Source organism: Ruegeria sp. C9, from assembly GCF_056537585.1.
This window is the reverse complement of the sequence record NZ_JBQFRU010000001.1, coordinates 855715-876472: the sequence shown is the minus strand read 5'-3', so window position 1 is coordinate 876472 and position 20758 is coordinate 855715. Positions and strand designations below refer to the sequence as shown.

The 20758-nt window shown below is 58.2% G+C and carries 18 protein-coding genes; 12 read left to right on the top strand and 6 right to left on the bottom strand.

Going from position 1 to position 20758, the window contains the following annotated elements; translation table 11 throughout:
* Positions 1 to 44: 44 nt before the first annotated feature.
* Entirely contained in the window at positions 45 to 1157 is a 1113-nt protein-coding gene (locus ACR0NE_RS04010) for an S-(hydroxymethyl)glutathione dehydrogenase/class III alcohol dehydrogenase (protein WP_170394983.1), read from the top strand.
* A gap of 54 nt (positions 1158 to 1211) precedes the next feature.
* Here the strand turns inward: ACR0NE_RS04010 and ACR0NE_RS04005 are convergent, their stop codons facing one another.
* Positions 1212 to 2150, bottom strand: coding sequence for a DMT family transporter (locus ACR0NE_RS04005; protein ID WP_170408579.1), 939 nt, complete (start codon positions 2148 to 2150; stop codon positions 1212 to 1214).
* 196 nt (positions 2151 to 2346) lie between these two features.
* Here ACR0NE_RS04005 and ACR0NE_RS04000 point away from each other — a divergent pair, with 196 nt between their 5' ends.
* Positions 2347 to 2814, top strand: coding sequence for a DUF1203 domain-containing protein (locus tag ACR0NE_RS04000; RefSeq protein WP_170394977.1), 468 nt, complete (start codon positions 2347 to 2349; stop codon positions 2812 to 2814).
* On the opposite strand, the gene ACR0NE_RS03995 is transcribed toward ACR0NE_RS04000, so the two are convergent.
* Entirely contained in the window at positions 2811 to 3803 is a 993-nt protein-coding gene (locus ACR0NE_RS03995; protein WP_170598240.1) for an ABC transporter ATP-binding protein, read from the bottom strand. The genes ACR0NE_RS04000 and ACR0NE_RS03995 overlap by 4 nt on opposite strands.
* Positions 3804 to 3890: 87 nt before the next feature.
* Here ACR0NE_RS03995 and ACR0NE_RS03990 point away from each other — a divergent pair, with 87 nt between their 5' ends.
* The 3 genes from ACR0NE_RS03990 (at position 3891) to polA (ending at position 7689) form a co-directional block, all read left to right on the top strand.
* Positions 3891 to 4076 carry a zinc-finger domain-containing protein gene (locus tag ACR0NE_RS03990; protein ID WP_170598243.1) on the top strand — a complete coding sequence of 62 codons (186 nt, stop codon included), beginning with the start codon at positions 3891 to 3893 and terminating at the stop codon, positions 4074 to 4076.
* Between the two features lie 44 nt (positions 4077 to 4120).
* Complete coding sequence (locus ACR0NE_RS03985) at positions 4121 to 4783, top strand: YrbL family protein (RefSeq protein ID WP_170598246.1); 663 nt, start codon at positions 4121 to 4123, stop codon at positions 4781 to 4783.
* A gap of 104 nt (positions 4784 to 4887) precedes the next feature.
* On the top strand, positions 4888 to 7689 hold the full coding sequence (gene polA, locus ACR0NE_RS03980; RefSeq protein WP_170598249.1) for a DNA polymerase I: 2802 nt from the start codon (positions 4888 to 4890) through the stop codon (positions 7687 to 7689).
* Positions 7690 to 7734: 45 nt separating this feature from the next.
* Here the strand turns inward: polA and ACR0NE_RS03975 are convergent, their stop codons facing one another.
* Entirely contained in the window at positions 7735 to 7965 is a 231-nt protein-coding gene (locus ACR0NE_RS03975; RefSeq protein ID WP_170408576.1) for a DUF2798 domain-containing protein, read from the bottom strand.
* A 73-nt stretch (positions 7966 to 8038) separates the two neighbouring features.
* A complete protein-coding gene (locus ACR0NE_RS03970) occupies positions 8039 to 8794 on the bottom strand; it encodes a TIM barrel protein (RefSeq protein ID WP_170598252.1) in 756 nt (251 codons plus the stop codon).
* A gap of 173 nt (positions 8795 to 8967) precedes the next feature.
* Between ACR0NE_RS03970 and ACR0NE_RS03965 the strand changes: the two genes are divergently transcribed.
* On the top strand, positions 8968 to 9981 hold the full coding sequence (locus ACR0NE_RS03965; protein WP_480780085.1) for a DMT family transporter: 1014 nt from the start codon (positions 8968 to 8970) through the stop codon (positions 9979 to 9981).
* On the opposite strand, the gene ACR0NE_RS03960 is transcribed toward ACR0NE_RS03965, so the two are convergent.
* Positions 9906 to 10484, bottom strand: coding sequence for a DUF1285 domain-containing protein (locus tag ACR0NE_RS03960; RefSeq protein WP_255611964.1), 579 nt, complete (start codon positions 10482 to 10484; stop codon positions 9906 to 9908). The two genes, ACR0NE_RS03965 and ACR0NE_RS03960, sit on opposite strands and share 76 nt — an antisense overlap.
* Positions 10485 to 10548: 64 nt before the next feature.
* Between ACR0NE_RS03960 and ACR0NE_RS03955 the strand changes: the two genes are divergently transcribed.
* The 6 genes from ACR0NE_RS03955 (at position 10549) to ACR0NE_RS03930 (ending at position 19978) form a co-directional block, all read left to right on the top strand.
* Positions 10549 to 11556, top strand: a complete 1008-nt coding sequence (locus tag ACR0NE_RS03955) for an AAA family ATPase (RefSeq protein ID WP_170394959.1) — start codon at positions 10549 to 10551, stop codon at positions 11554 to 11556.
* The gene (locus tag ACR0NE_RS03950; protein WP_170598256.1) at positions 11553 to 12428 is read left to right on the top strand and encodes a DUF58 domain-containing protein; all 876 of its coding nucleotides are present in this window, start codon (positions 11553 to 11555) and stop codon (positions 12426 to 12428) included. Before ACR0NE_RS03955 ends, ACR0NE_RS03950 begins: the two co-directional genes overlap by 4 nt.
* Positions 12425 to 15187, top strand: a complete 2763-nt coding sequence (locus ACR0NE_RS03945; protein ID WP_170598260.1) for a DUF4159 domain-containing protein — start codon at positions 12425 to 12427, stop codon at positions 15185 to 15187. Before ACR0NE_RS03950 ends, ACR0NE_RS03945 begins: the two co-directional genes overlap by 4 nt.
* On the top strand, positions 15184 to 17226 hold the full coding sequence (locus tag ACR0NE_RS03940) for a hypothetical protein (protein WP_170598262.1): 2043 nt from the start codon (positions 15184 to 15186) through the stop codon (positions 17224 to 17226). The genes ACR0NE_RS03945 and ACR0NE_RS03940 overlap by 4 nt, the downstream gene beginning before the upstream one ends.
* Before the next feature lie 67 nt (positions 17227 to 17293).
* The gene (locus ACR0NE_RS03935) at positions 17294 to 19507 is read left to right on the top strand and encodes a response regulator (protein WP_170598265.1); all 2214 of its coding nucleotides are present in this window, start codon (positions 17294 to 17296) and stop codon (positions 19505 to 19507) included.
* Between the two features lie 9 nt (positions 19508 to 19516).
* Entirely contained in the window at positions 19517 to 19978 is a 462-nt protein-coding gene (locus ACR0NE_RS03930; RefSeq protein ID WP_170598268.1) for a VOC family protein, read from the top strand.
* Here ACR0NE_RS03930 and yaaA read toward each other — a convergent pair.
* Positions 19969 to 20739 carry a peroxide stress protein YaaA gene (gene yaaA, locus ACR0NE_RS03925; RefSeq protein ID WP_170426033.1) on the bottom strand — a complete coding sequence of 257 codons (771 nt, stop codon included), beginning with the start codon at positions 20737 to 20739 and terminating at the stop codon, positions 19969 to 19971. The two genes, ACR0NE_RS03930 and yaaA, sit on opposite strands and share 10 nt — an antisense overlap.
* Positions 20740 to 20758: the final 19 nt, after the last annotated feature.

Genomic DNA, 20758 nt, shown 5'->3' with positions numbered 1-20758 from the left:
TATTTGACGCAGGGTCGGGCAAAACAGACAGGGAGACAAGCACCATGCGTACCCGTGCCGCCGTCGCCGTTCAGGCAGGCAAACCTTTGGAAGTGATGGACGTAAACCTTGAAGGCCCCAAAGCGGGCGAGGTTCTGGTCGAGATCAAGGCGACAGGCATTTGCCATACCGATGAATTCACCCTGTCGGGCGCCGACCCTGAAGGCTTGTTTCCCGCCATTCTGGGCCATGAAGGCGCAGGTGTCGTGCTTGAGGTCGGCCCGGGTGTAACCAGCCTGAAACCCGGCGATCACGTCATCCCGCTTTACACGCCCGAGTGTCGTGAGTGCGAATACTGCCTGCATCCCAAGACCAACCTGTGCCAGGCAATTCGCGAAACCCAAGGCCAGGGCCTCATGCCGGATGGCACCTCGCGTTTTTCTACGTTGGATGGCGATCCGATCCTGCACTACATGGGCTGCTCGACCTTCTCGAACCACACGGTTCTGCCTGAAATCGCGCTCGCCAAAGTTCGTGAGGACGCGCCCTTTGACAAGATCTGCTATATCGGCTGCGGCGTGACCACCGGAATTGGCGCAGTGATCAACACTGCCAAGGTAGAAATTGGCAGCCGTGCCATCGTGTTCGGTTTGGGTGGTATCGGCCTGAACGTGATTCAGGGCCTGCGCCTGGCTGGCGCGGATCAGATCGTGGGCGTTGATTTGAATCCAGCCAAGGTGGAAATGGCGACCAAGTTCGGCATGACCGATTTCGTGAACCCCTCTGAGGTCGAAGGTGATCTGGTGCCGTATCTGGTCAACCTGACCAAGGGCGGCGCGGATTATACCTTTGACGCCACAGGCAATGTCGGCGTAATGCGCGCAGCGCTGGAATCGGCTCACAAGGGCTGGGGTGAATCGATCATCATCGGTGTGGCACCTGCGGGTGCCGAAATCTCGACCCGACCGTTCCAACTGGTAACAGGCCGCTCATGGCGTGGCACCGCGTTTGGCGGAGCGCGTGGACGCACCGACGTCCCGAAAATCGTGGATTGGTACATGGACGGGAAGATCGAGATCGACCCCATGATTACCCACACCATGGGCCTGGATGACATCAACCACGGTTTCGACCTGATGCATAAGGGCGAGAGTATCCGATCAGTGGTCGTCTACTAAGGCTCTATAAGGGCTGAAATGGATTGCACTGCGCGCTGCAATGCGCGCCGTATTTTATTCTCCGGGCCTCGTCGCTCCAGTATCTGACCGCGGCGACCTGACGCGCAGCACAGGCGTATTAGCAGAGGTAGTGTTTGATCGGCTCTCTCGCCAAACCACGAAAACACCTGATGCGATGATGATACTTGCGCCAACGGCGACCCAGATATCCGGGTGCTCGCCAAAGAAAATCACGCCGAAGATCGTGGCCCAGATGATCTGGCTGTATTGACTGGGCGCAATGACGCCGGCGGGGGCGGCGCGATAAGCAAGGATGATCAGGTGCTGTGCGATTACCGAGAACACCCCGACAAACGCCATCATCGCCAGATGCAGCAATGATGGTGGTTGATAAACTGCCGGTTGGGCGACGCTCATGACGGCGATGGCCAGCAGCATAGGATAAAGGATCAGGACGGCAGAGCGTTCTTCATTCCCGATTTTGCGGACAAGAACCGAAGCAAATGCGCTGCAGAAGGCTGCTGCCAGAGCCGCTAAATGGCCCAGGGTGATTTCGGTCGCGCCAGGGCGCAAGACGATCAGGACGCCGATCAGGCCGACGCCCACGGCCGCCCACCTTTGGGCACGGACCACCTCACCCAGAATCGGAATCGACAGAACAGTTACGATCAGCGGAAAGGAAAATAGCAGGGAATAGACTTCGGCCAGCGGCAGCACCGAAAAAGCGTAGAAGGCACAAGACATGGCCATGATCATCGTCGCTGATCGCAACAGCACCAACCACGGATGCCGCGGCAGGAAATTCCCAGTGGTCCGATCGGCCAGAATTGTTACTGCCATAGGGACAAAGGAAAACAGCGTCGCAAAGAAGATGATCTGCAAAACCGAATAGGTGCCACCCAGCACCTTGATCAGCACGTCATGCGTCGCGAAGACGGCAAAGCCTAAGAACGCAAAGGCAAGCCCACGAAGGGTGGAGTTCTGAGCGCTCATGACAAAAGCCTCAATCATAGATGGATCGTTTGGGGTGTTTGATGTTTGCTTAGACCCAAATTGGTCTGACGGGTAGCCCTTATTTTATCGCTAACATTCTTTTGCAGGCAGGGTTGCAGATTTTGCAATACGCAGGAAACGGGTCGAGTCCAAAACAAGCGATTGCCATGATCATCTCAAATCAAGGAGAAACGTCATGCACGGAATTTCAGCCCTACCAACACAGCAGGTTCAGGCATATCGCGCCGGTGCGCCGGATGGATATGGAAACCCACCAGAGCGTGCGATTTCCAATGGGGCCGGCAACCCATGCCGACATTGTTTGAAATACATACCGGAAGGCAAAGAGATGCTGGTGTTGGCGCACCGACCCTTCCCGGAAACGCAGCCTTATGCAGAGACTGGACCGATCTTCCTTTGTGCCGACCCCTGCGCGCGCTATGAAAGTGAGGATGTGCTGCCCGAGGCGTTGACCGACTCGCCCAACTACCTGATCAAAGGGTATGGTCCGGACGACCGAATTGTCTATGGAACCGGGATCATCACCCCACAGGCGCAGTTGCATGAGGCGGCTGAAAAAATCTTCTCCCGCGCTGAAGTCGCTTACATCCACATCCGATCTGCTCTGAACAACTGTTATCACGCACGGATCGATCGTGTCTAAAGCTTGACGCGGTGCATCCCCCGATGTGGTTGGTTCGTGTGGTTGACAGTTGCGTCGTCGACCCGACTGGAGGTCAACGCAAGGAACACATCCTCAAGATCAGCTTCTTCAGTGCGGACGTCCTGGATGCGAATATCGGCCTGACGTACAGATTCCAGCACCTGCTCGGCTGTAGTTAGGTTGCTGTGGTATTGCAGCACAAGGTCGCCGTTCTCACGTTGCGCTGCAATCACGTTATCCGCTACAGGCAGAGTCTGTATGGGGCTATCCGGCACAATCACCATGGTTCGGCTGTCCATGCGGTCCAGCAGATTGGCCGTGCTGTCTTGTGCGATCTTTTCGCCGTGATTGATAATGGCGATCTCGTCACACATCTCTTGCGCTTCTTCCAGATAGTGCGTGGTCAGGATGATGGTCATGCCCTGTTCGTTCAGCTTGCGCACATTGGCCCAAAGCATCTGTCGCAGTTCAATATCCACACCCGCCGTGGGTTCGTCGAGCACCAGAATCTTGGGATGGTGCACCAGCGCTTTGGCCAGCAGCAGACGCCGCCGCATTCCGCCCGAAAGCGTGCGCGCATAGGCCTCGGCCTTGTCGGCAAGGCCAACGAGGTCGAGGATCTCATCGCTTCGCCGATCAGACTTGGGAACACCGTACAGCCCGGCCTGAACTTCTAATGCGCCTCGAGGTGTAAAGAACGGATCAAGGTTCAATTCCTGAGGCATCACGCCGATGGCGGCGCGGGATTGGCGCGGGTTTTGATCCTGGTCGAAGCCCCAGATCGAGACGCTGCCAGACGTTTTGACCACCAGCCCCGCCAGAATGTTGATCAGGGTCGATTTGCCGGCTCCATTCGGGCCAAGCAGACCGAAAACGGACCCCTGCGGTACCGTCAGGTCGATCCCTTTCAAAGCCTGTTTCTCGGGCTGGCCCTTGCCGCCGCCATAGGTCTTGCGCAGTGATCTGATTGTGATTGCCGCATCGGACATGTGGCCCTTGCCCCCGGTTTACTCATCGCCCATAAACGCACCTAATACATGCCCGCGAGGCCGACAACCAAAGAAGGATCGCCAGCCGTGACCATCGAAGCGCCGGAAACCAAGATTGTCGATAATACCCGCGTCGCCTGCGATGGTGGCGAGGGTGCGCTGGGCCATCCGCGCGTCTGGCTGCAGATTCCCGAAGACACTGGTTGGGTCGAGTGCCCCTATTGCGATTGCAAATACATGTTGCGCGGTGAGGACACTGGTCAGGACGCGTAAGGGCGACCAGGACGGCAGGCGGTCGTAACTGGCGAGGATGGATAATGCTGTTCACAGCCAAAACGATTGACCTTTCCGACAACCAGCCAATCGCGAACGGGACTGTGCGCAGTGTCTATGACTTTCCCGGTCATCCTGACTTACTGATTAAAGTTTTTACCCGGTCCCAAGATCGTGTCTCGCACAGGCTTGGCAAGCGACTGGCATGGAAACTGTTCCCCGAGGCGCAGTATCGCAGCACATTGAAAGAGCTGGAATGCGAGCTTCGCGTATCACTTAAACTCGGGACGGAAATTGAGCGTTCACCCCTGTCCAGGATGTTGGGCGTGGTTCAGACGACGCATGGGGCGGGGGTTGTGGTTGAGCGCATTTCTGGCCTTGATGGCGGGCTTGCACCAAAGCTGTATGAAGTCTGCCGTAGTGGATTGGACGCCCCGGTTTTGAATGCGCTGAATGCATTCGTCGGGCAGATGTTTGACCTTCACATCGTCGCCCGCGACGTCAAAAGTTCGAATATTGTCTTCGGGACAAGGGGCGCTGGTCCGGCCTGTTTCCTGATCGATGGATATGGTGAGCGGAACCTCATCCCACTGCGCAGCCTGTCCCAACGTCTGAATGATCGCTCGCTGAACAAACAATTCGCGTTGATCGCGCAAAAAGCAGGTTTGGCTTGGAATGCGGATAAGCGCACTTTTTCGAATAGCTAAGACCAGACCACGGGCAAATTAGGTCGCAACGAATTGGCCAGGTGGCCTCGTCTTTCGTGCAGCCCTTCTGTACAACTTGGCGCAACCCAGCGCAGGAGCCTCATATGACCACCACCCAATTCGGAAAAGGCTGCCATCTGCATCTGATTGATGGATCAGCCTTTATCTTCCGCGCCTATCACGCTTTGCCGCCGTTGACGCGGAAATCAGATGGGCTACCGATTGGGGCCGTGTCGGGCTTTTGCAACATGCTGCAGAAATATGTCGAAGGAAACGCCGGGCCGGATGCGCCGACCCATGTCGCGGTGATCTTCGACAAGGGCTCGCATACGTTCCGAAATGATCTGTATGATCTCTACAAGGCCAACCGTGAAGCGATGCCCGAGGATTTGCGCCCGCAAATGCCGCTGACGCGCGAAGCCACCAAGGCGTTCAACATCGCCTGCAAAGAACTTGAAGGCTATGAAGCCGACGACATCATCGCGACCCTCGCCGTTCAGGCGCGTGAGGCCGGTGGGCGGGTGACCATCGTCAGTTCTGACAAAGACCTGATGCAGCTTGTGGGTGGCGGTGTCGAGATGCTGGATGCGATGAAGAACAAGCGCATCGATCGCGACGGGGTGGTTGAGAAGTTCGGCGTCGGGCCCGAGCGTGTGGTCGATGTGCAGGCTTTGGCCGGGGATTCGGTGGATAACGTACCGGGCGCTCCGGGCATTGGTGTGAAGACGGCAGCGCTGTTGATCAATGAATATGGCGATCTGGAAACCTTGCTGGATCGCGCTGAAGAGATCAAACAGCCCAAGCGCCGCCAGACCCTGATCGAAAAGCGCGACCAGATCGAGCTATCGAAGAAACTTGTGCAATTGGACGAAAACACACCGTTGGATTTCACTCTGGATGACCTTGAGGTGAAGGATCCCGATGCTGAGACTTTGATGAAGTTTCTGGCAGAGATGGAATTTCGTACGCTTACCAAACGCATTGCTGACAAGCTGGGCGTCGAGTCCCCCGTCATCCCCGAGATATCCACGCCTGAGGCGGAGTCACAGGCCGAAGACGTCCCATTTGATGCATCGAAATACGAATGCGTGCGCGATGCAGCGGCATTGCAGAAATGGATCGATCAGGCCTACGAGCGCGGCTGGGTTGCGGTGGATACCGAGACCACCGGCTTGAATGAGATGATCGCCGATTTGGTCGGGATTTCGCTATGTGTCGAGGCGGGTGAGGCTTGTTACATCCCGTTGACTCACCGTGAAAGCGCGACCGATGATCTGTTCGGATCGGATGCGCTGGCCGATGGACAGATGCCGCTGGATGCGGCTCTAAACTTGCTGAAACCGATGTTTGAGGATCCGTCGATCCTGAAGATCGGACAGAACATGAAATACGATGCCAAAATCTTTAAGCGATATGGCGTCGACGTCGCCCCCATCGACGACACGATGCTGATGTCCTACGCCATGCATGGCGGTGAGCATGGGCATGGCATGGATACGCTATCTGAACGCTATCTGAGCCATACGCCGATTCCCATCAAACCTCTGCTTGGCTCGGGCAAGTCTGCAATCACTTTCGACAAGGTGCCGATTGACGAGGCCACGGCCTACGCTGCCGAGGATGCGGACATCACCCTTCGCCTGTGGAAATTGTTCAAGCCGCAGTTGCATCAGGTGCAGGTGACGACGGTGTATGAAACACTTGAACGTCCATTGGTGCCGGTTCTCAAAGAAATGGAGATGCATGGCATCAAGGTCGATCGCGATGTTCTCAGCCGAATGTCAAATGCATTTGCGCAGAAGATGGCCGGATTAGAGGCTGAAATCCACGAATTGGCGGGTGAGAACTTTAACGTCGGTTCGCCAGCGCAACTGGGTGAAATCCTGTTCGACAAAATGGGGCTTGAGGGCGGCAAGAAGGGCAAGACCGGTAAGTACTCGACCGGGGCGGACATTCTTGAGGACCTTGCGACCGAACATGAACTGCCGCGCCGGGTGCTGGACTGGCGGCAACTCTCCAAGCTGAAATCGACCTATACGGACGCGCTGCAGACCCATATCAATCCTGATACGGGCCGGGTGCATACGTCATATTCGATTACGGGGGCGAATACGGGCCGTTTGGCCTCGACCGATCCGAACCTGCAAAACATTCCGGTGCGGACTGAGGAAGGTCGGCGCATACGTGAGGCGTTCATTGCCGAGCCGGGCAATGTGCTGGTCAGCCTTGATTACAGCCAGATTGAGCTTCGGATTCTGGCCCATATCGCCGATATTCCGACCCTGAAACAGGCGTTTGCGGATGGTTTGGACATTCACGCAATGACGGCGTCCGAGATGTTTGATGTTCCGTTGGACGAGATGACGCCGGATATCCGTCGTCAGGCCAAGGCGATCAACTTTGGTGTGATCTACGGCATTTCGGGCTTTGGGCTGGCGCGCAATCTGCGCATTCCCCGGGCGGATGCGCAGGGTTTCATCGATCGCTATTTCGAACGTTTCCCCGGTATCCGCCGTTATATGGACGACACGATCGCGTTTGCCAAAGAGAATGGCTATGTCCAGACCCTGTTCGGCCGGAAAATCCATACACCTGAGATCAATGCCAAGGGGCCGCATGCGGGGTTCTCGCGTCGTGCTGCGATCAATGCTCCGATCCAAGGGACGGCAGCAGATGTGATCCGGCGCGCGATGGTGAGGATGCCGGATGCGATCAACGGCTTGCCCGCCAAGATGCTGTTGCAGGTGCATGACGAATTGCTGTTCGAAGTGGCCGAAGAGGCCGTGGATCAGACCATCTCGGTCGCGCGCGCGGTGATGGAAGGGGCGGCTGATCCGGCAGTGAAGCTGGATATCAAGCTGGTCGCGGATGCCGGACAAGGCGCGAACTGGGCCGAGGCCCATTAGGGGCGGCGCAGCTTATCAAGCCCTGCGGGCCCTCTTTGCAGCGGGTCAGGCTTCTGGCCTGACCAGGCGGGCGATCAGGCGTTTTACGAAAGGGCCCAGCGTCAGGATGACGGTAAAGGCGATAGGCCAGCAAAAGGCCCAAGAGGCCATCCAGTCTCCGAGTGTTGAAGGGCTGAAGCCGATAGCTTTGAGCGTGGCTATGCCGGTGACGACGCAGGACATCAGGCCGGACATGATCAAGGCGAACAGGGCATTGGCATAGCGGGCAGATATCATGCGGGGCATCCTTGGCGTGTCGATGCCCTCAATTGCGCCATTTCAGTCTGAAAATCCAGCGTTCATGCAGGGTTTAATACTGTATCCAAGCCAGTGAGTCCTCAGTCCGCCGGGTTGAGGGGTTGTATTCGGCGCTGACCCAGCCGCTGTAATCCGACTGGTCCATCGCAGCAAACAACGCGGCAAAGTCCATTGTACCCAGTCCGGGTTCCGAGCGATCCGGCGCAGCCCCGATCTGTGCATGGACAATATGGGGCTGAAAACGGTGCCAAATCGCCAGCGCGTCGCCGTGGATCATCTGCGCATGAAAACTGTCATATTGTAGGCCGACATTTGCGCGGTCGACGCGGTCCAGCACTTCGGCGGCCAGATCATAATTGTTCAGGAAGTAACCGGGTTGCGATACGGGGTTGAGCGGTTCGATTGTAAACCGCTGTTCCGGCGCAAGATCTGCCGCCCATTGCAGGTTCTCGACAAAACAACGCAGGGCCTCGGGGCCGGAAGCGTATCCGGCCATAACGTGAATCATCTCTGGCCGCAGCACATCCGCGTAGCGCAGAACGCGCCGGATATCGGACTTAAACCTGTCAGAGCTGCCGGGCATGGCGGCGTAACCCGGTTCACCGCCGGTATAATTCGGGGGCGGGGCGTTGATCAGCACCAGATCAAGCCCGCTGGACAGCAGCGCGCGGCGGGTCTCTTTGGCCGCGAGGCCGTAGGGGAAGAGAATTTCAACAGCCGTAAACCCGGCCTGCGCGGCGGCTTGAAACCGGTCGAGATAGGGCAGTTCTGCAAACAGCAGTGAAAGATTGGCGGCAAATCTGGGCATCGGGCATCCGGTGTCGAACTTTGCAGAGCCTAACGATCACGACGGCCACGTGAAAGAGACTGAAAACGACAGATTGTCGAAAATCGGCCAGATAAAGGCTTTCGAATCAGGGACCATCAGGCTCAAGCGGTATCCCGTTGCGAGGGCCGCGCCAACAATAAGGTCTGATCACGATGGCCATGAGCCCTGAACCCGCGCGCGGGACCGCTATAGCTGTATCTGACGGTCGACAGACCGCGTTCACCGGAAATACGCTGGCGGTGGCTTCGATGCTGACGTGGGCGGCGGGTTTCCCGGCGGCTGAGATCCTATTGCAAAGCTGGCCACCTATCGCCCTGTTCGCAGCACGGATGTCTCTTGCGGTGTTGGTCATGGTACCAATCTGGCTGATTCTGGACGGACCGGCTCAGGTATTGCGCGCCCGTTGGGGCCATGCCCTCCTGGTTGGAGGTTTGGGGCTAGGGTCGGGGATGTTCCTGATCCTTGTAGCGCAGAAGCTGACCGACCCAGTTACCGTTGCCATTATCGCCTCGTGTGCGCCTTTGATCGCTACGATAATGGAGCTTGTGGCGGGAACGCGGCGATTGCGCTGGAGCTTTGCGCTGGGATTGGTGATTTCAATCATTGGCGGCCTGATTGCCACCAGCGCGGTGGCACCGGCACAATTAGGACTGGGCGCGATGTGCGCAGTGGTGTCTACCGCGCTGTTCTGTTGGGCCAGCATGGCCACTGCGCGCGACTTCCCCGAGCTTAGCCAGTTGGGCCGTAGCACCATTACCTTGGTCGGAGGATTGTCGACCGCAGCCATTCTAGTACCGTTAGCCGGATTGCTGGGGCTAGAGGTCATGCCTACACGCCCCGTAGATGTGGCGCAGATGGGTATGTTGGTGTTCTACGCACTGTTCTCACTGGGCCTGAGCCAATTTTTCTTCATAGCATCAGTGGGAAAACTAGGGGTCGCCCTGGCGTCATTCCACATCAATATCGCGCCATTTTATGTGATGGTGATCATGATGGCGCTGGGCGAGGACTGGAACTGGACCCGCGCGCTGGGCGCGTCGCTGGTGGCGCTTGCGGTCGTGCTGGCGCAGGACCGCAAACCGCGACCGGTTCAATCCTCTAGCACATCGGATGCGATCAGTGGGAAAAACTGGCCGTCCGACCAGACACCAAACCAACCGTCGTGATGTCTGGCGATCTCGACCAACCGGTAAAAGCTCTTGCGATCAATGCGCGCCTCAAGATTCGCGCGCACCAATATGTAGGGTGAGGGCTCATCAGTTTCCGTATTTAGGACAATGCGGATCGGGTGATCGGGCCCGGCGATGGCTGTATCGCCCACTTGCGTCGTAAAAGTCAGACGTTGGGCTTCGCCTTGTCCCTCATGCTCAAAATCAACGGCAACAAACGGCGCATCCTCGACGGTGATTCCCACCTTTTCAGCGGGAGTGACGAGAAAGTACCTACCCTCTTCTTTCTTAAGAATTGAGGAAAATAGCTTAACAAGCTCGACCCTGTTGATCGGTGACCCTAGATAACTCCAAGTGCCATCTTTGGCGATCCGAATGTCCAGATCGCCACAAAACGGAGGATTCCATAGGTGAACGGGCGGCAAACCCCGCGTTTTGGCCGCTTTGACCGAAGCCGCCAGACCGTCTGGCGAAGGGGTCACGGGTTTTTGTCCGCTCATTGCTTTTGCCATTTCCTCTCAGCGCGATACACTTCAATCATAACAGTCCACGGAAGGGAACCTCATGTCCGAACCTGCCGACCTCGTGTCCGAGATCGAAGCGCTGGAAAACAAGCTGCAAGAGGCCAAATCCTCGATCACCCGCCGCTTTATCGGGCAGGAGAAGGTCGTGGACCTGACCCTGACCGCGCTTTTGTGCGGCGGTCACGCGCTGCTGATCGGTCTGCCGGGGCTGGGCAAGACGCGGCTGGTCGAAACGCTGTCGACCGTGATGGGCCTGCATGGCAACCGCATCCAGTTCACGCCGGACCTGATGCCTGCTGATATTCTGGGCTCGGAAGTGCTGGATACTGCCGAAGATGGCAGCCGCCATTTCCGCTTCATCTCCGGCCCGATTTTCTGTGAGTTGCTGATGGCGGACGAGATCAACCGTGCCAGTCCCCGGACCCAATCGGCGCTGTTGCAGGCGATGCAAGAGCGTACGGTGACAGTCGCGGGCGAAGACCGCGAATTGGGCGTACCGTTCCATGTGCTGGCAACGCAGAACCCGATTGAGCAGGAAGGGACCTATCCATTGCCCGAAGCTCAACTGGACCGGTTTCTAGTGCAGGTCGACGTGGAATATCCGGATCGCCAGACCGAGCGAGATATTCTGCTGGCTACCACGGGGGTCGAGGAAGCCGAGGCGCATCAGATTTTCACCAAAGAGGAATTGCTGGCCGCACAGGTTCTGTTGCGCCGGATGCCTGTAGGAGAGTCGGTTGTCGAACTGATCCTCGATCTGGTCCGCGCCTTCCGCCCGGATGAGGCAGGTGTGTCAGAGCGAGTGAAGGAAACTGTTGCCTGGGGTCCCGGACCGCGCGCTGCGCAGGCTCTGATGATGACCGTGCGCGCAAATGCGATGCTGGAAGGCCGTTTGGCCCCCAATGCCGAGGATGTTCTGACCATGGCCCGTCCGGTTCTCAGCCACCGTATGGCGTTGAACTTCGCGGCGCGGGCACGTGGTGACAGCCTCTCTGACCTGATTGAGTCCACCGCTACTGGGCTGGTCCGAACTGAGGCCGCGGCGTGAGCGCCGCCCAGACCCTACGCGAACGCTCCGAGGCCGAGGCGTCCCGGTTGCCGCCGTTATTGGCGCGTGCCGAGCATCTGGCCGGAACCGTGTTATTGGGCGATCACGGGCGGAGACGCTCGGGTCTGGGGGATGATTTCTGGCAGTACCGCCCTGCGCAGATTGGCGACAGTCGCCGGTTGATCGACCATCGCCGTTCGGCCCGTGGTGATCAGCAGTTTGTACGTGAGCGCGAATGGCAGATTGCACAGTCGATCATGCTTTGGGTCGATCAGGGCGCGTCGATGCGGTTTGCTTCGGACAAGAACTTGCCGACCAAGGCCGATCGTGCGCGCCTGCTGGGGCTGTCGACCGCTATCTTGCTTGTGCGTGGCGGCGAGCGCGTTGGTCTGACTGGCACGACGCTGCCCCCGCGCAGGGGGAATGCTCAGATCATTCGGCTGGCCCAAGCCTGGTCTGAAGATGCGCAAACCGATTACGCGCCACCCGAACACCGCGCCATGATCCCGCATGCGCGTGCGGTGTTTATCTCGGATTTTCTTGGGCCGCTGGACGAGGTCGAGCTGGCCCTTACCAAAGCCGCTGACCGGGGCGTGCGCGGCGTGTTGCTGCAGGTTCTGGACCCCAGCGAGGAGTCCTTTCCCTATTCGGGACGTACCATTTTTGAAAGTGTTGGTGGCACCGCTCGACATGAAACCTTGAAGGCCGCAGACCTGCGTGATCGTTATCTGGATCGCCTTGCGCAGCGTAAGGACGCGCTGACGCAGCTTTGTCGTGCGACCGGATGGCAGATGGGGCTCCATCACACCGATGACAGCGCTCAATCGGCTCTGTTGTGGCTTTATCGCGCCTTGGATGGGGGTGCGCAATGACGGTTCTTGCAGGAATCGGATTTACCGCGCCTTGGGTGCTGCTGGGTCTTCTGACCCTTCCGATTTTGTGGTTGATCCTGCGTGCCGTCCCACCTGCACCGATCCGACGTCTTTTCCCGGCGGTCACCTTGCTGCTGGGATTGAAGGATGATGAAAGCGTTTCGGACCGTACACCATGGTGGTTGCTGCTACTGCGGATGCTGGCAGCCGCAGCGATCATCATCGGGCTGGCAGGGCCGGTGCTGAACCCCTCACGCGATGAGACCGGATCCGGGCCGCTTCTGCTGGTGCTGGATGCAAGCTGGGGGGGCGCGACACGTTGGTCCTCGACACTTGATCAGATTGATGCGCAATTGACGGAAGCCGGGCGGGCGGGTCGTCCTGTGTCGATCTTGCGTCTGACTGAACCTGAGGCACCTGTGTTTCAGGCCGCCGAGGCGTGGCGTGGTCGTCTGCCGGGCCTTACACCGATGCCGTGGCAGCCAACCGAAGCGCAGATTGACCAAACTCTGATCGCGTTGGGACAGGTCGAAGGTGGCTTCGACACCCATTGGTTCAGCGACCGTCTGTCCTATGTCGGCCATGATCGTTTGACTTCTGCCCTACAAGCGCGTGGGGACGTGATTGTCTACCAATCCTCTGCACCCGTTACCGCGATCTTGCCCGCCACCTATCAGGACGGCGCAATCCTAATCAGCGTACAGCGCGCTAATCCAGGACCAGAGGAAAGAGTCACCGTTCTTGCGCAAGGGCGCGACCCGGCAGGAGCAATGCGGGTGCTGCAATCGACCAGTCTTGAGTTCGAAAACGGCTCTACGCAGGCGGAAATTGATCTTGCGCTTCCATCGGAACTGCGCGCACGCATTACACGGTTCGAGATTCAAGGCCAGCGCTCTGCCGGTGCCATTACACTGACAGATGACAGCCTGCGTCGGCGCGAAGTGGCATTGATCGCAGGTACCCTGAACCGCGAAGGGTTAGAGTTACTGTCGCCGCTTCACTACCTGACACAGGTACTGATTCCGACCGCTGATTTTGTCGAAGGCGGCCTGGCCGAGGTTCTCCCCGCGAACCCGGATGTGATCGTATTGGCGGATCTGGCCAAGCTGTCCGAGTCGGAACAGGCTGAAGTCGTCGAATGGGTTGAACAGGGCGGCCTACTGCTGCGCTTTGCCGGCCCACGCATGGCCGCCAGCGATCTGGGGCGCGATACTGAGGATGCACTGTTGCCGGTTCGACTTCGTAGCGGTGGCCGCTCGGTCGGCGGCGCCATGAGCTGGGGTGAAGCGAAGGGGCTTGCTCCGTTCACTGAAAACTCGCCGTTCTATGGGTTGGAGATTCCTGCGGACGTCTCTGTGACCACTCAGGTCATGGCACAACCAGATCCTAATTTGGCGGATCGGGTCATTGCGTCACTGTCGGATGGCACACCATTGGTGACCCGAAAACCGCTGGGGCTGGGGCAGGTGGTTCTGTTCCATGTCACGGCTGATGCGGAATGGTCCAGCCTGCCGCTGTCCGGGCTGTTTGTCGAAATGCTCGACCGGCTTGCCGTTGCCTCTGCTGCCAAATCGCGTCAAGAGGCTCAGATGCAGGGCACCGTATGGGAGCCGATTCAAATAATGGATGGCTTCGGTGTTTTGAATGACGCAGGAACGCTGCCCGGTGTCGATGGAGTCGAACTGGTTTCTGGGCAAATCGGGCCGGACCTGCGCCCGGGGCTTTATGAAAACGGCAAGCAGAAACTGGCGCGGAATGTTCTTGCCGAGGATGCTGTACTATCCCCGGTGGTCTGGCCGTCAGATGTCCCAATCCGGGGTCAGGAGATCAGCAATGAGACTCCGTTGGAAGGGCTGTTGCTTGGCCTTGCACTGTTGTTGCTGACAATCGATGTGATTGCGTCTTTGGCGTTGTCGGGGCGCTTGGCCAAGGCAACCCCTGTTGCATTTGCGCTTGCTGCCCTGTTCCTTGCCCCCGAGGTGCGGGCGCAGACCCCTGAAGACACCGATTTTGCATTGAACGCGACGCATGAGCTTGTGCTGGCCCATGTACTTACCGGGAATGCTCAGGTCGACGATATCGCGCTGGCCGGGCTGCGTGGGTTGGTGCAGACGCTGCATTTTCGCACTTCGGTCGAACCCGCCGACCCGATTGGCATCGACCTTGAACGTGATGAGCTTGCATTCTTTCCGCTGCTCTATTGGCCTGTCACTCCGGACCAGCCGCAGCCCTCGGTTGAAGCTTATGCAAAGCTCAACGCCTATCTGCGGTCGGGTGGGATGATCCTGTTTGACACGCGCGATGCCGATATCGCCGGTTTCGGGGCCTCCAGTCCCAATGGGCGCAAGCTACAACAGCTGGCGGCACCGCTGAATATCCCCTCGTTAGAGCCTGTTCCGCGTGACCACGTGCTGACTCGCGCCTTCTACCTGTTGCAGGATTTTCCCGGACGATATTCTGGCACCGAGGTCTGGGTCGAAGCCGCGCCACCCGATGCCGAGCAGATCGAAGGAATGCCCTTCCGAAACCTCAACGATAACGTGACCCCGGTGGTGATCGGCGGTAATGACTGGGCCGGGGCCTGGGCGGTGGATCGCAACGGTCAGTCCCTATTGCCCGTGGGTCGCGGTTATGCCGGAGAACGGCAGCGCGAGTTGGCCAATCGGTTTGGGGTTAATCTGGTGATGCATGTGCTGACCGGGAATTACAAATCCGATCAGGTTCACGTACCCGCGCTTTTGGACAGGTTGGGACAATGACCGGAACCGTCATCTTTGACCCGCTAATCCCGTGGCCGTTTCTGGCAGCCGTGGCATTGATTGCCATGTCAGGTGTGGTTCTGGCGCTTTGGCGCGGTCTGTCGGGCTGGGCCCTGCGCGGCTTGGCGGCCTTGGTCATCCTCGGGGCGCTTTGCGGTCCTGTTTATCAGGTCGAAGATCGCGCGCCGCTTACCGACATCGTGTTGATGATCGAAGATGAAAGCGCCAGTCAAACCCTATCGGATCGTGCCGAACAGACTGCTCAGGCTGCCAACGACCTCGCGACCGAGATCGAAGCCCGAGATAATACCGAGCTGCGCCGCATCCAGGTTGGTGACGGCGATGGTGACGAGGGCACGCAGGTCATGGCTGCGCTGAACGCGGCGCTGGCCGAAGAACCCCGTGCGCGGATTGCGGGCATTGTCGTGGTGTCAGACGGCATCGTTCATGATGCAGACCTGGCACCTGACCTGCCTGCTCCAATGCATCTGTTGCAGACCGGGCGCGAAGGCGATTGGGATCGGCGCCTGATCGTGCGTAACGCCCCAGCCTTCGCCATTATCGGTGAACCCGTGACCCTAACCCTGCGCGTCGAAGATACTGGCGCTGCGCCTGCTGGAGTTACTAACGCTCCGCTTGAGATTTCCGTCGATGGAGGTGAACCCGAGCAGTTCACCATTCCAATCGGTCTGGACGTCGAGCTCCCGATCACGCTGCCGCATGGTGGTCGGAACGTCATCCAGTTCACGGTCCCGCAGGCCGAGGGCGAACTGACCGACCGCAACAACACGGCTCTGATCCAGATGAACGGTGTGCGGGATCGCCTGCGTGTTCTGCTGGTATCGGGCGAGCCTCATCCGGGCGGGCGTACTTGGCGCAACCTGCTGAAATCTGACAGCTCGGTTGATTTGGTCCATTTCACCATCCTCCGGCCGCCGGAAAAACAGGATGGCGTACCGGTGGATGAGCTCTCACTGATTGCCTTCCCAACGCGAGAGTTGTTTCTGGAGAAGATCAATGATTTCGACCTGATCATCTTTGATCGCTACAAGCGGCGCGGCATCCTGCCTGCGATCTATCTGGACAATGTTGGCGACTATATCGTCAATGGTGGCGCGGTGCTGGTCGCTGCTGGCCCTGATTTTGCCACGGCTGACAGCCTGTACCGATCCCCTCTTGGGCCGGTCCTGCCCGCAAAACCCAGTGCGCGGGTTTACGAGGAACGGTACGTGCCCATGGTCACCGATCTGGGCCAGCGTCATCCGGTTACCGCTGATCTGGGCGATGCTGAGACTTGGGGCGCTTGGCTGCGCCAGATCGATGTCAGCCAGCTGTCCGGCAATATGCTCATGACCGGCGTGGATGATCGTCCGTTGCTGCTGTTGGATCGTGTGGGTGAAGGCCGTGTGGCGCTGATGGCATCAGACCACGCCTGGCTATGGAGCCGCGGCTTTGAGGGTGGTGGCCCGCAGCTGGAACTACTCCGCAGGCTGGCGCATTGGATGATGAAAGAACCCGAGCTTGAGGAAGAGGCGCTGTGGGCCGAAGCGAACGGCCAGTCCATGCGTATTATCCGTCAAACGCTGGAGGATGAGGTTGGCCCGGTCACCGTCACCCTCCCCAACGGCGACACCTTGGAGATTACGCTAAACGAAGTCTCGCCCGGTCGGTTCGAGGCGCAGTACTTCGGCCATGAAATTGGCCTGTACCGTCTGGAAGAGGGCGCGCATTCTGCCGTGATCGGCCTTGGTCCTGCTGCACCAAAGGAATTCGAGCGCACGATCGCGACCGATGAGATTCTAAGCCCCGTTCTGGCCAGCCTGCGCGGAGGAACGATCCGGTTGGAAGAGGGTCTGCCCTCAATCCGGAATGTCCGTGCGGGCCGACCGGCAGCAGGTCGGGGCTGGATTGGTCTGACCCCGCGCGACGCCTATGAAACCCGCGATGTTACACAGGCCGGGTTGCTTCCACCCTGGCTGGTGCTGTTGCTGGCCGGCGGGTTCCTCTTGGCCGGTTGGTTGCGCGAGGGACGTCGCTAACGCTGCTTAAGCACTTTTTCATGCTCTACCGCGATGCTCTGAGCAGATTATCGCGGGAAAACTTTACATGAGTCTTGCTGAGAAACTGGCGCAGGAACGGCGCGCACGACTGGCGGCCGAGCGGTTGTTGCATCTGAAACAGGCCGAGTTGTCTGCTGCCAACCGCAAATTGGGACGTCATGCTATCGCATTGACACGTCAGATCGATGAGACTCAGGCCGAGGTTGCGACGGTTCGCGATGAAAACGAAAAGGTCAAATCCGATCTGACCGTAGCCAATGCCAAGATCGAAGTGGCTGAACGCCGCCTGTGGCATTCGATCCAGACCATCCCTGACGGGTTTGCCTTTTTCGACGGCAACAACACACTGATCGGTGCCAACGCCGCTTACCTAAGCGTTTTCGATGGGCTGGAAGAGGTCGCGCCGGGGATCAGCTACACGCGTATTCTCGAAATTCTGACCCATGAAGGGATCGTGGACATCGGCGCGGAAAATATCGCGGACTGGCAGGCGCGTATGCTTGCACGCTGGGCGCAACCGCACCCCGAACCCGAGGTGATCCAGTTGTGGAACAGCCAATATATCCGGCTGATTGATCAGCGGGGCCACGGCGGTGACGTGCTGAGCCTGGCGTTGAACATCACAGCCTCGGTCCGGCATGAGGCCGAGCTAAACGCTGCACGTGAACGGGCCGAGGCCGCAAACCGCGCCAAATCCGCCTTTCTGGCCAATATGAGCCATGAGATTCGCACGCCGATGAACGGGATCGTCGGTATGACCGAATTGCTGACCGAAACCCCGATGAACGAAGAACAAAGGCTCTATGTAAGCACTATTCGCAATTCGGGCGAGGCGCTGCTGGTCATCATCAACGATGTTCTCGACTATTCCAAGATCGAGGCCGACAAGTTGACGCTGCACCCCGAACAGTTCGATTTGGAGCGCTGTATCCTTGAGGTCGCGATGCTGTTGCAACCCAGCGTACGCGACAAGGGCCTGACCTTGCTGGTGGACTATGACCTGTTCCTGCCGACGCTTTTTGTGGGTGATCCGGGGCGGATTCGGCAGATTCTGACCAACCTTGTCGGCAATGCAGTGAAGTTTACCGCGCAGGGCCATGTCCTTATCCGGGTGACCGGTGTTCCTGACGCGACAACTGAAACCTGCGACATCCACGTGGCCATCGAGGATACGGGTATCGGAATCAAAGCCGACAAGGTCCCGCACATCTTTGGTGAATTCAATCAGGTTGAGGATGCTCAGAACCGCCAATTCGAAGGCACGGGTTTGGGGCTGGCAATCACCAAGCGGCTGATCTCGATGATGGGCGGTGCCGTCTGGGTCGAAAGTGACGCGGGCAAAGGATCTTGCTTTGGTTTCCGTATCACACTGCCCACGGCTGAGGGTCCGCAGCCCGTTCCACCTGATCTGGCGGGGCAGTTGGGCCGTGTTCTGGTGGTCGAGGATATGGCCGTCAACCGCGCCATTTTGACCAAGCAACTGAGCCGCCTTGGGTCTCAGGCGCTCACCTGTTCAACAGGGGCTGAAGCGCTTTCTGCAATGGACAAAACTATTGATCTGGTGCTGTGCGATCACGATCTGCCGGACATGGACGGTCTGGAACTCGCCACAACACTGCGCGACAAAGGATGGGGTGATCTGCCAATTGTGGTGATGTCGGCCAATCCGGGTGTGATTCATGCCGACCCGGCCCATCGCCTGATTGACGGCGTGTTGCAAAAGCCCATTCCTCGCGCCGAGCTGTATTCACGGCTGATGGCGCTGGGTGCTCCTGTATTCAAGTCGGATCGCAGTGACGACTGCGTCGCTGATCCCGAGACTCATGCGCAAGTTCCGCAGAATCAGAGGCTGATGCGGGTTCTGGCAGCCGAGGACAATCGAACCAATCAACTGATCCTTCAAAAGATGACCAAAGATCTGAATATCGATTTGAAATTCGTCTCCAATGGGTTGGAGGCGGTCGAAACCTTCGCCAGTTTCGACCCGGACCTGATTTTCATGGATATCTCGATGCCCAAGATGGATGGGAAAGAGGCGACGGGTGAAATCCGGCGGCGCGAGATCGGCACGGATCGACATGTTCCCATAGTGGCCCTGACGGCCCATGCCATGACAGGGGATGATCAGGGCATACTGGCAGCCGGGCTTGATCATTACATGACCAAACCGTTGCACAAAAAACTGATCCACAAGATGATACTGGAACATCGTCCGGCCGAAGCCTGTGTGGTCGGTGCAGAAGGTGAAAGTACGGAATAGGATCGATTTATGTCAGATGAGCGCGGTTTTCGCCCCCGGGGATTGGGTGAGATTGCAATTCGCTGCGCCGATATGGCGGCAATGGTGTATTTCTATGAGAAGGTGATCGGGTTGCAGCGATTGCAAGGCGACCATAACAGCGCCATCACCTTTTTTCGGATTGCCGAAGGGTTTGGTGGACATACACAGGTGCTGGCCCTGTTTCACCAGTCTTTTGGATCTGGGTGTGGATCGGGCCAGACTGGCGCGGCAGTGCCAGTAACAGGGGGTGCCTCGGCCCTGCACCATATCGCGCTGTCGCTGCCCTTTGTCGAACAGGATGCTGTCATGCGCTGGTACGACCAGATCGACCAGCCTTATCGGGTCGAGCATTTCGGCTGGATCGGCTGGCGCGGTATCTTCACCCAAGACCCCGAAGGGAACACCGTTGAGCTTGTAGCCTACGACCCTTCACTGCTCGATCAGGCCTGATAGGGGCGAACAAACACAGGTTTGTAGTCGTCAGACAGATCTGCCCTGTATTCATAACCACCGCTGTCGAAATCCAACAGGCCAATGGGATCGGTCAGGCGGTGCTGGATGATGTAGCGTGCCATCGCACCGCGCGCTTTCTTGGCGAAGAAGCTGACGATCTTGGGGGTGCCGCCCTTGTCCTCCATGAAGACCGGGGTCACAACGGGCAGCTTCAGTGCCTTCAGGTCGACCGCGCCGAAGTATTCCTGACTGGCGCAGTTCACCAGAACCTTGCTGTCAGTTTCGGCGGCCTGCGCGTTCAGCACCTTGCTTAGCTGATCGCGCCAATATTCGTACAGGTTTTTTCCGCGTCTGGTTTTCAGTTTACTACCCATCTCAAGCCGGTAGGCCTGTATGGCATCCAGCGGGCGCAATACGCCATAAAGCCCGGACAGAATGCGCAGGTGATCCTGTGCCCAGGCCATTTCGTCGGCATCCAGCGATGCGGCTTCAAGCCCTTGATAGGTATCGCCCGCAAAAGCCAGTGCGGCAGGGCGCGTCGTCTCCGCATCGGGCGCGTCCGAGAACATACGATACCGGTCGCGGTTCAGGCGAGCCAGATCATCGCTCAGATCCATCAATTTTTTCAGATCGCCCAATGTCAGATTGCGTGCTGTCTTCGACAAGCGGATCGCGTCATCCTGAAAATCGGGTTGTGTCACTTCGACGTTTCGTTCAGCCCAATCCAGCCGCTTGGCCGGGGAAATCACTACCAGCATATCCGTCCTCGTTTCTCGC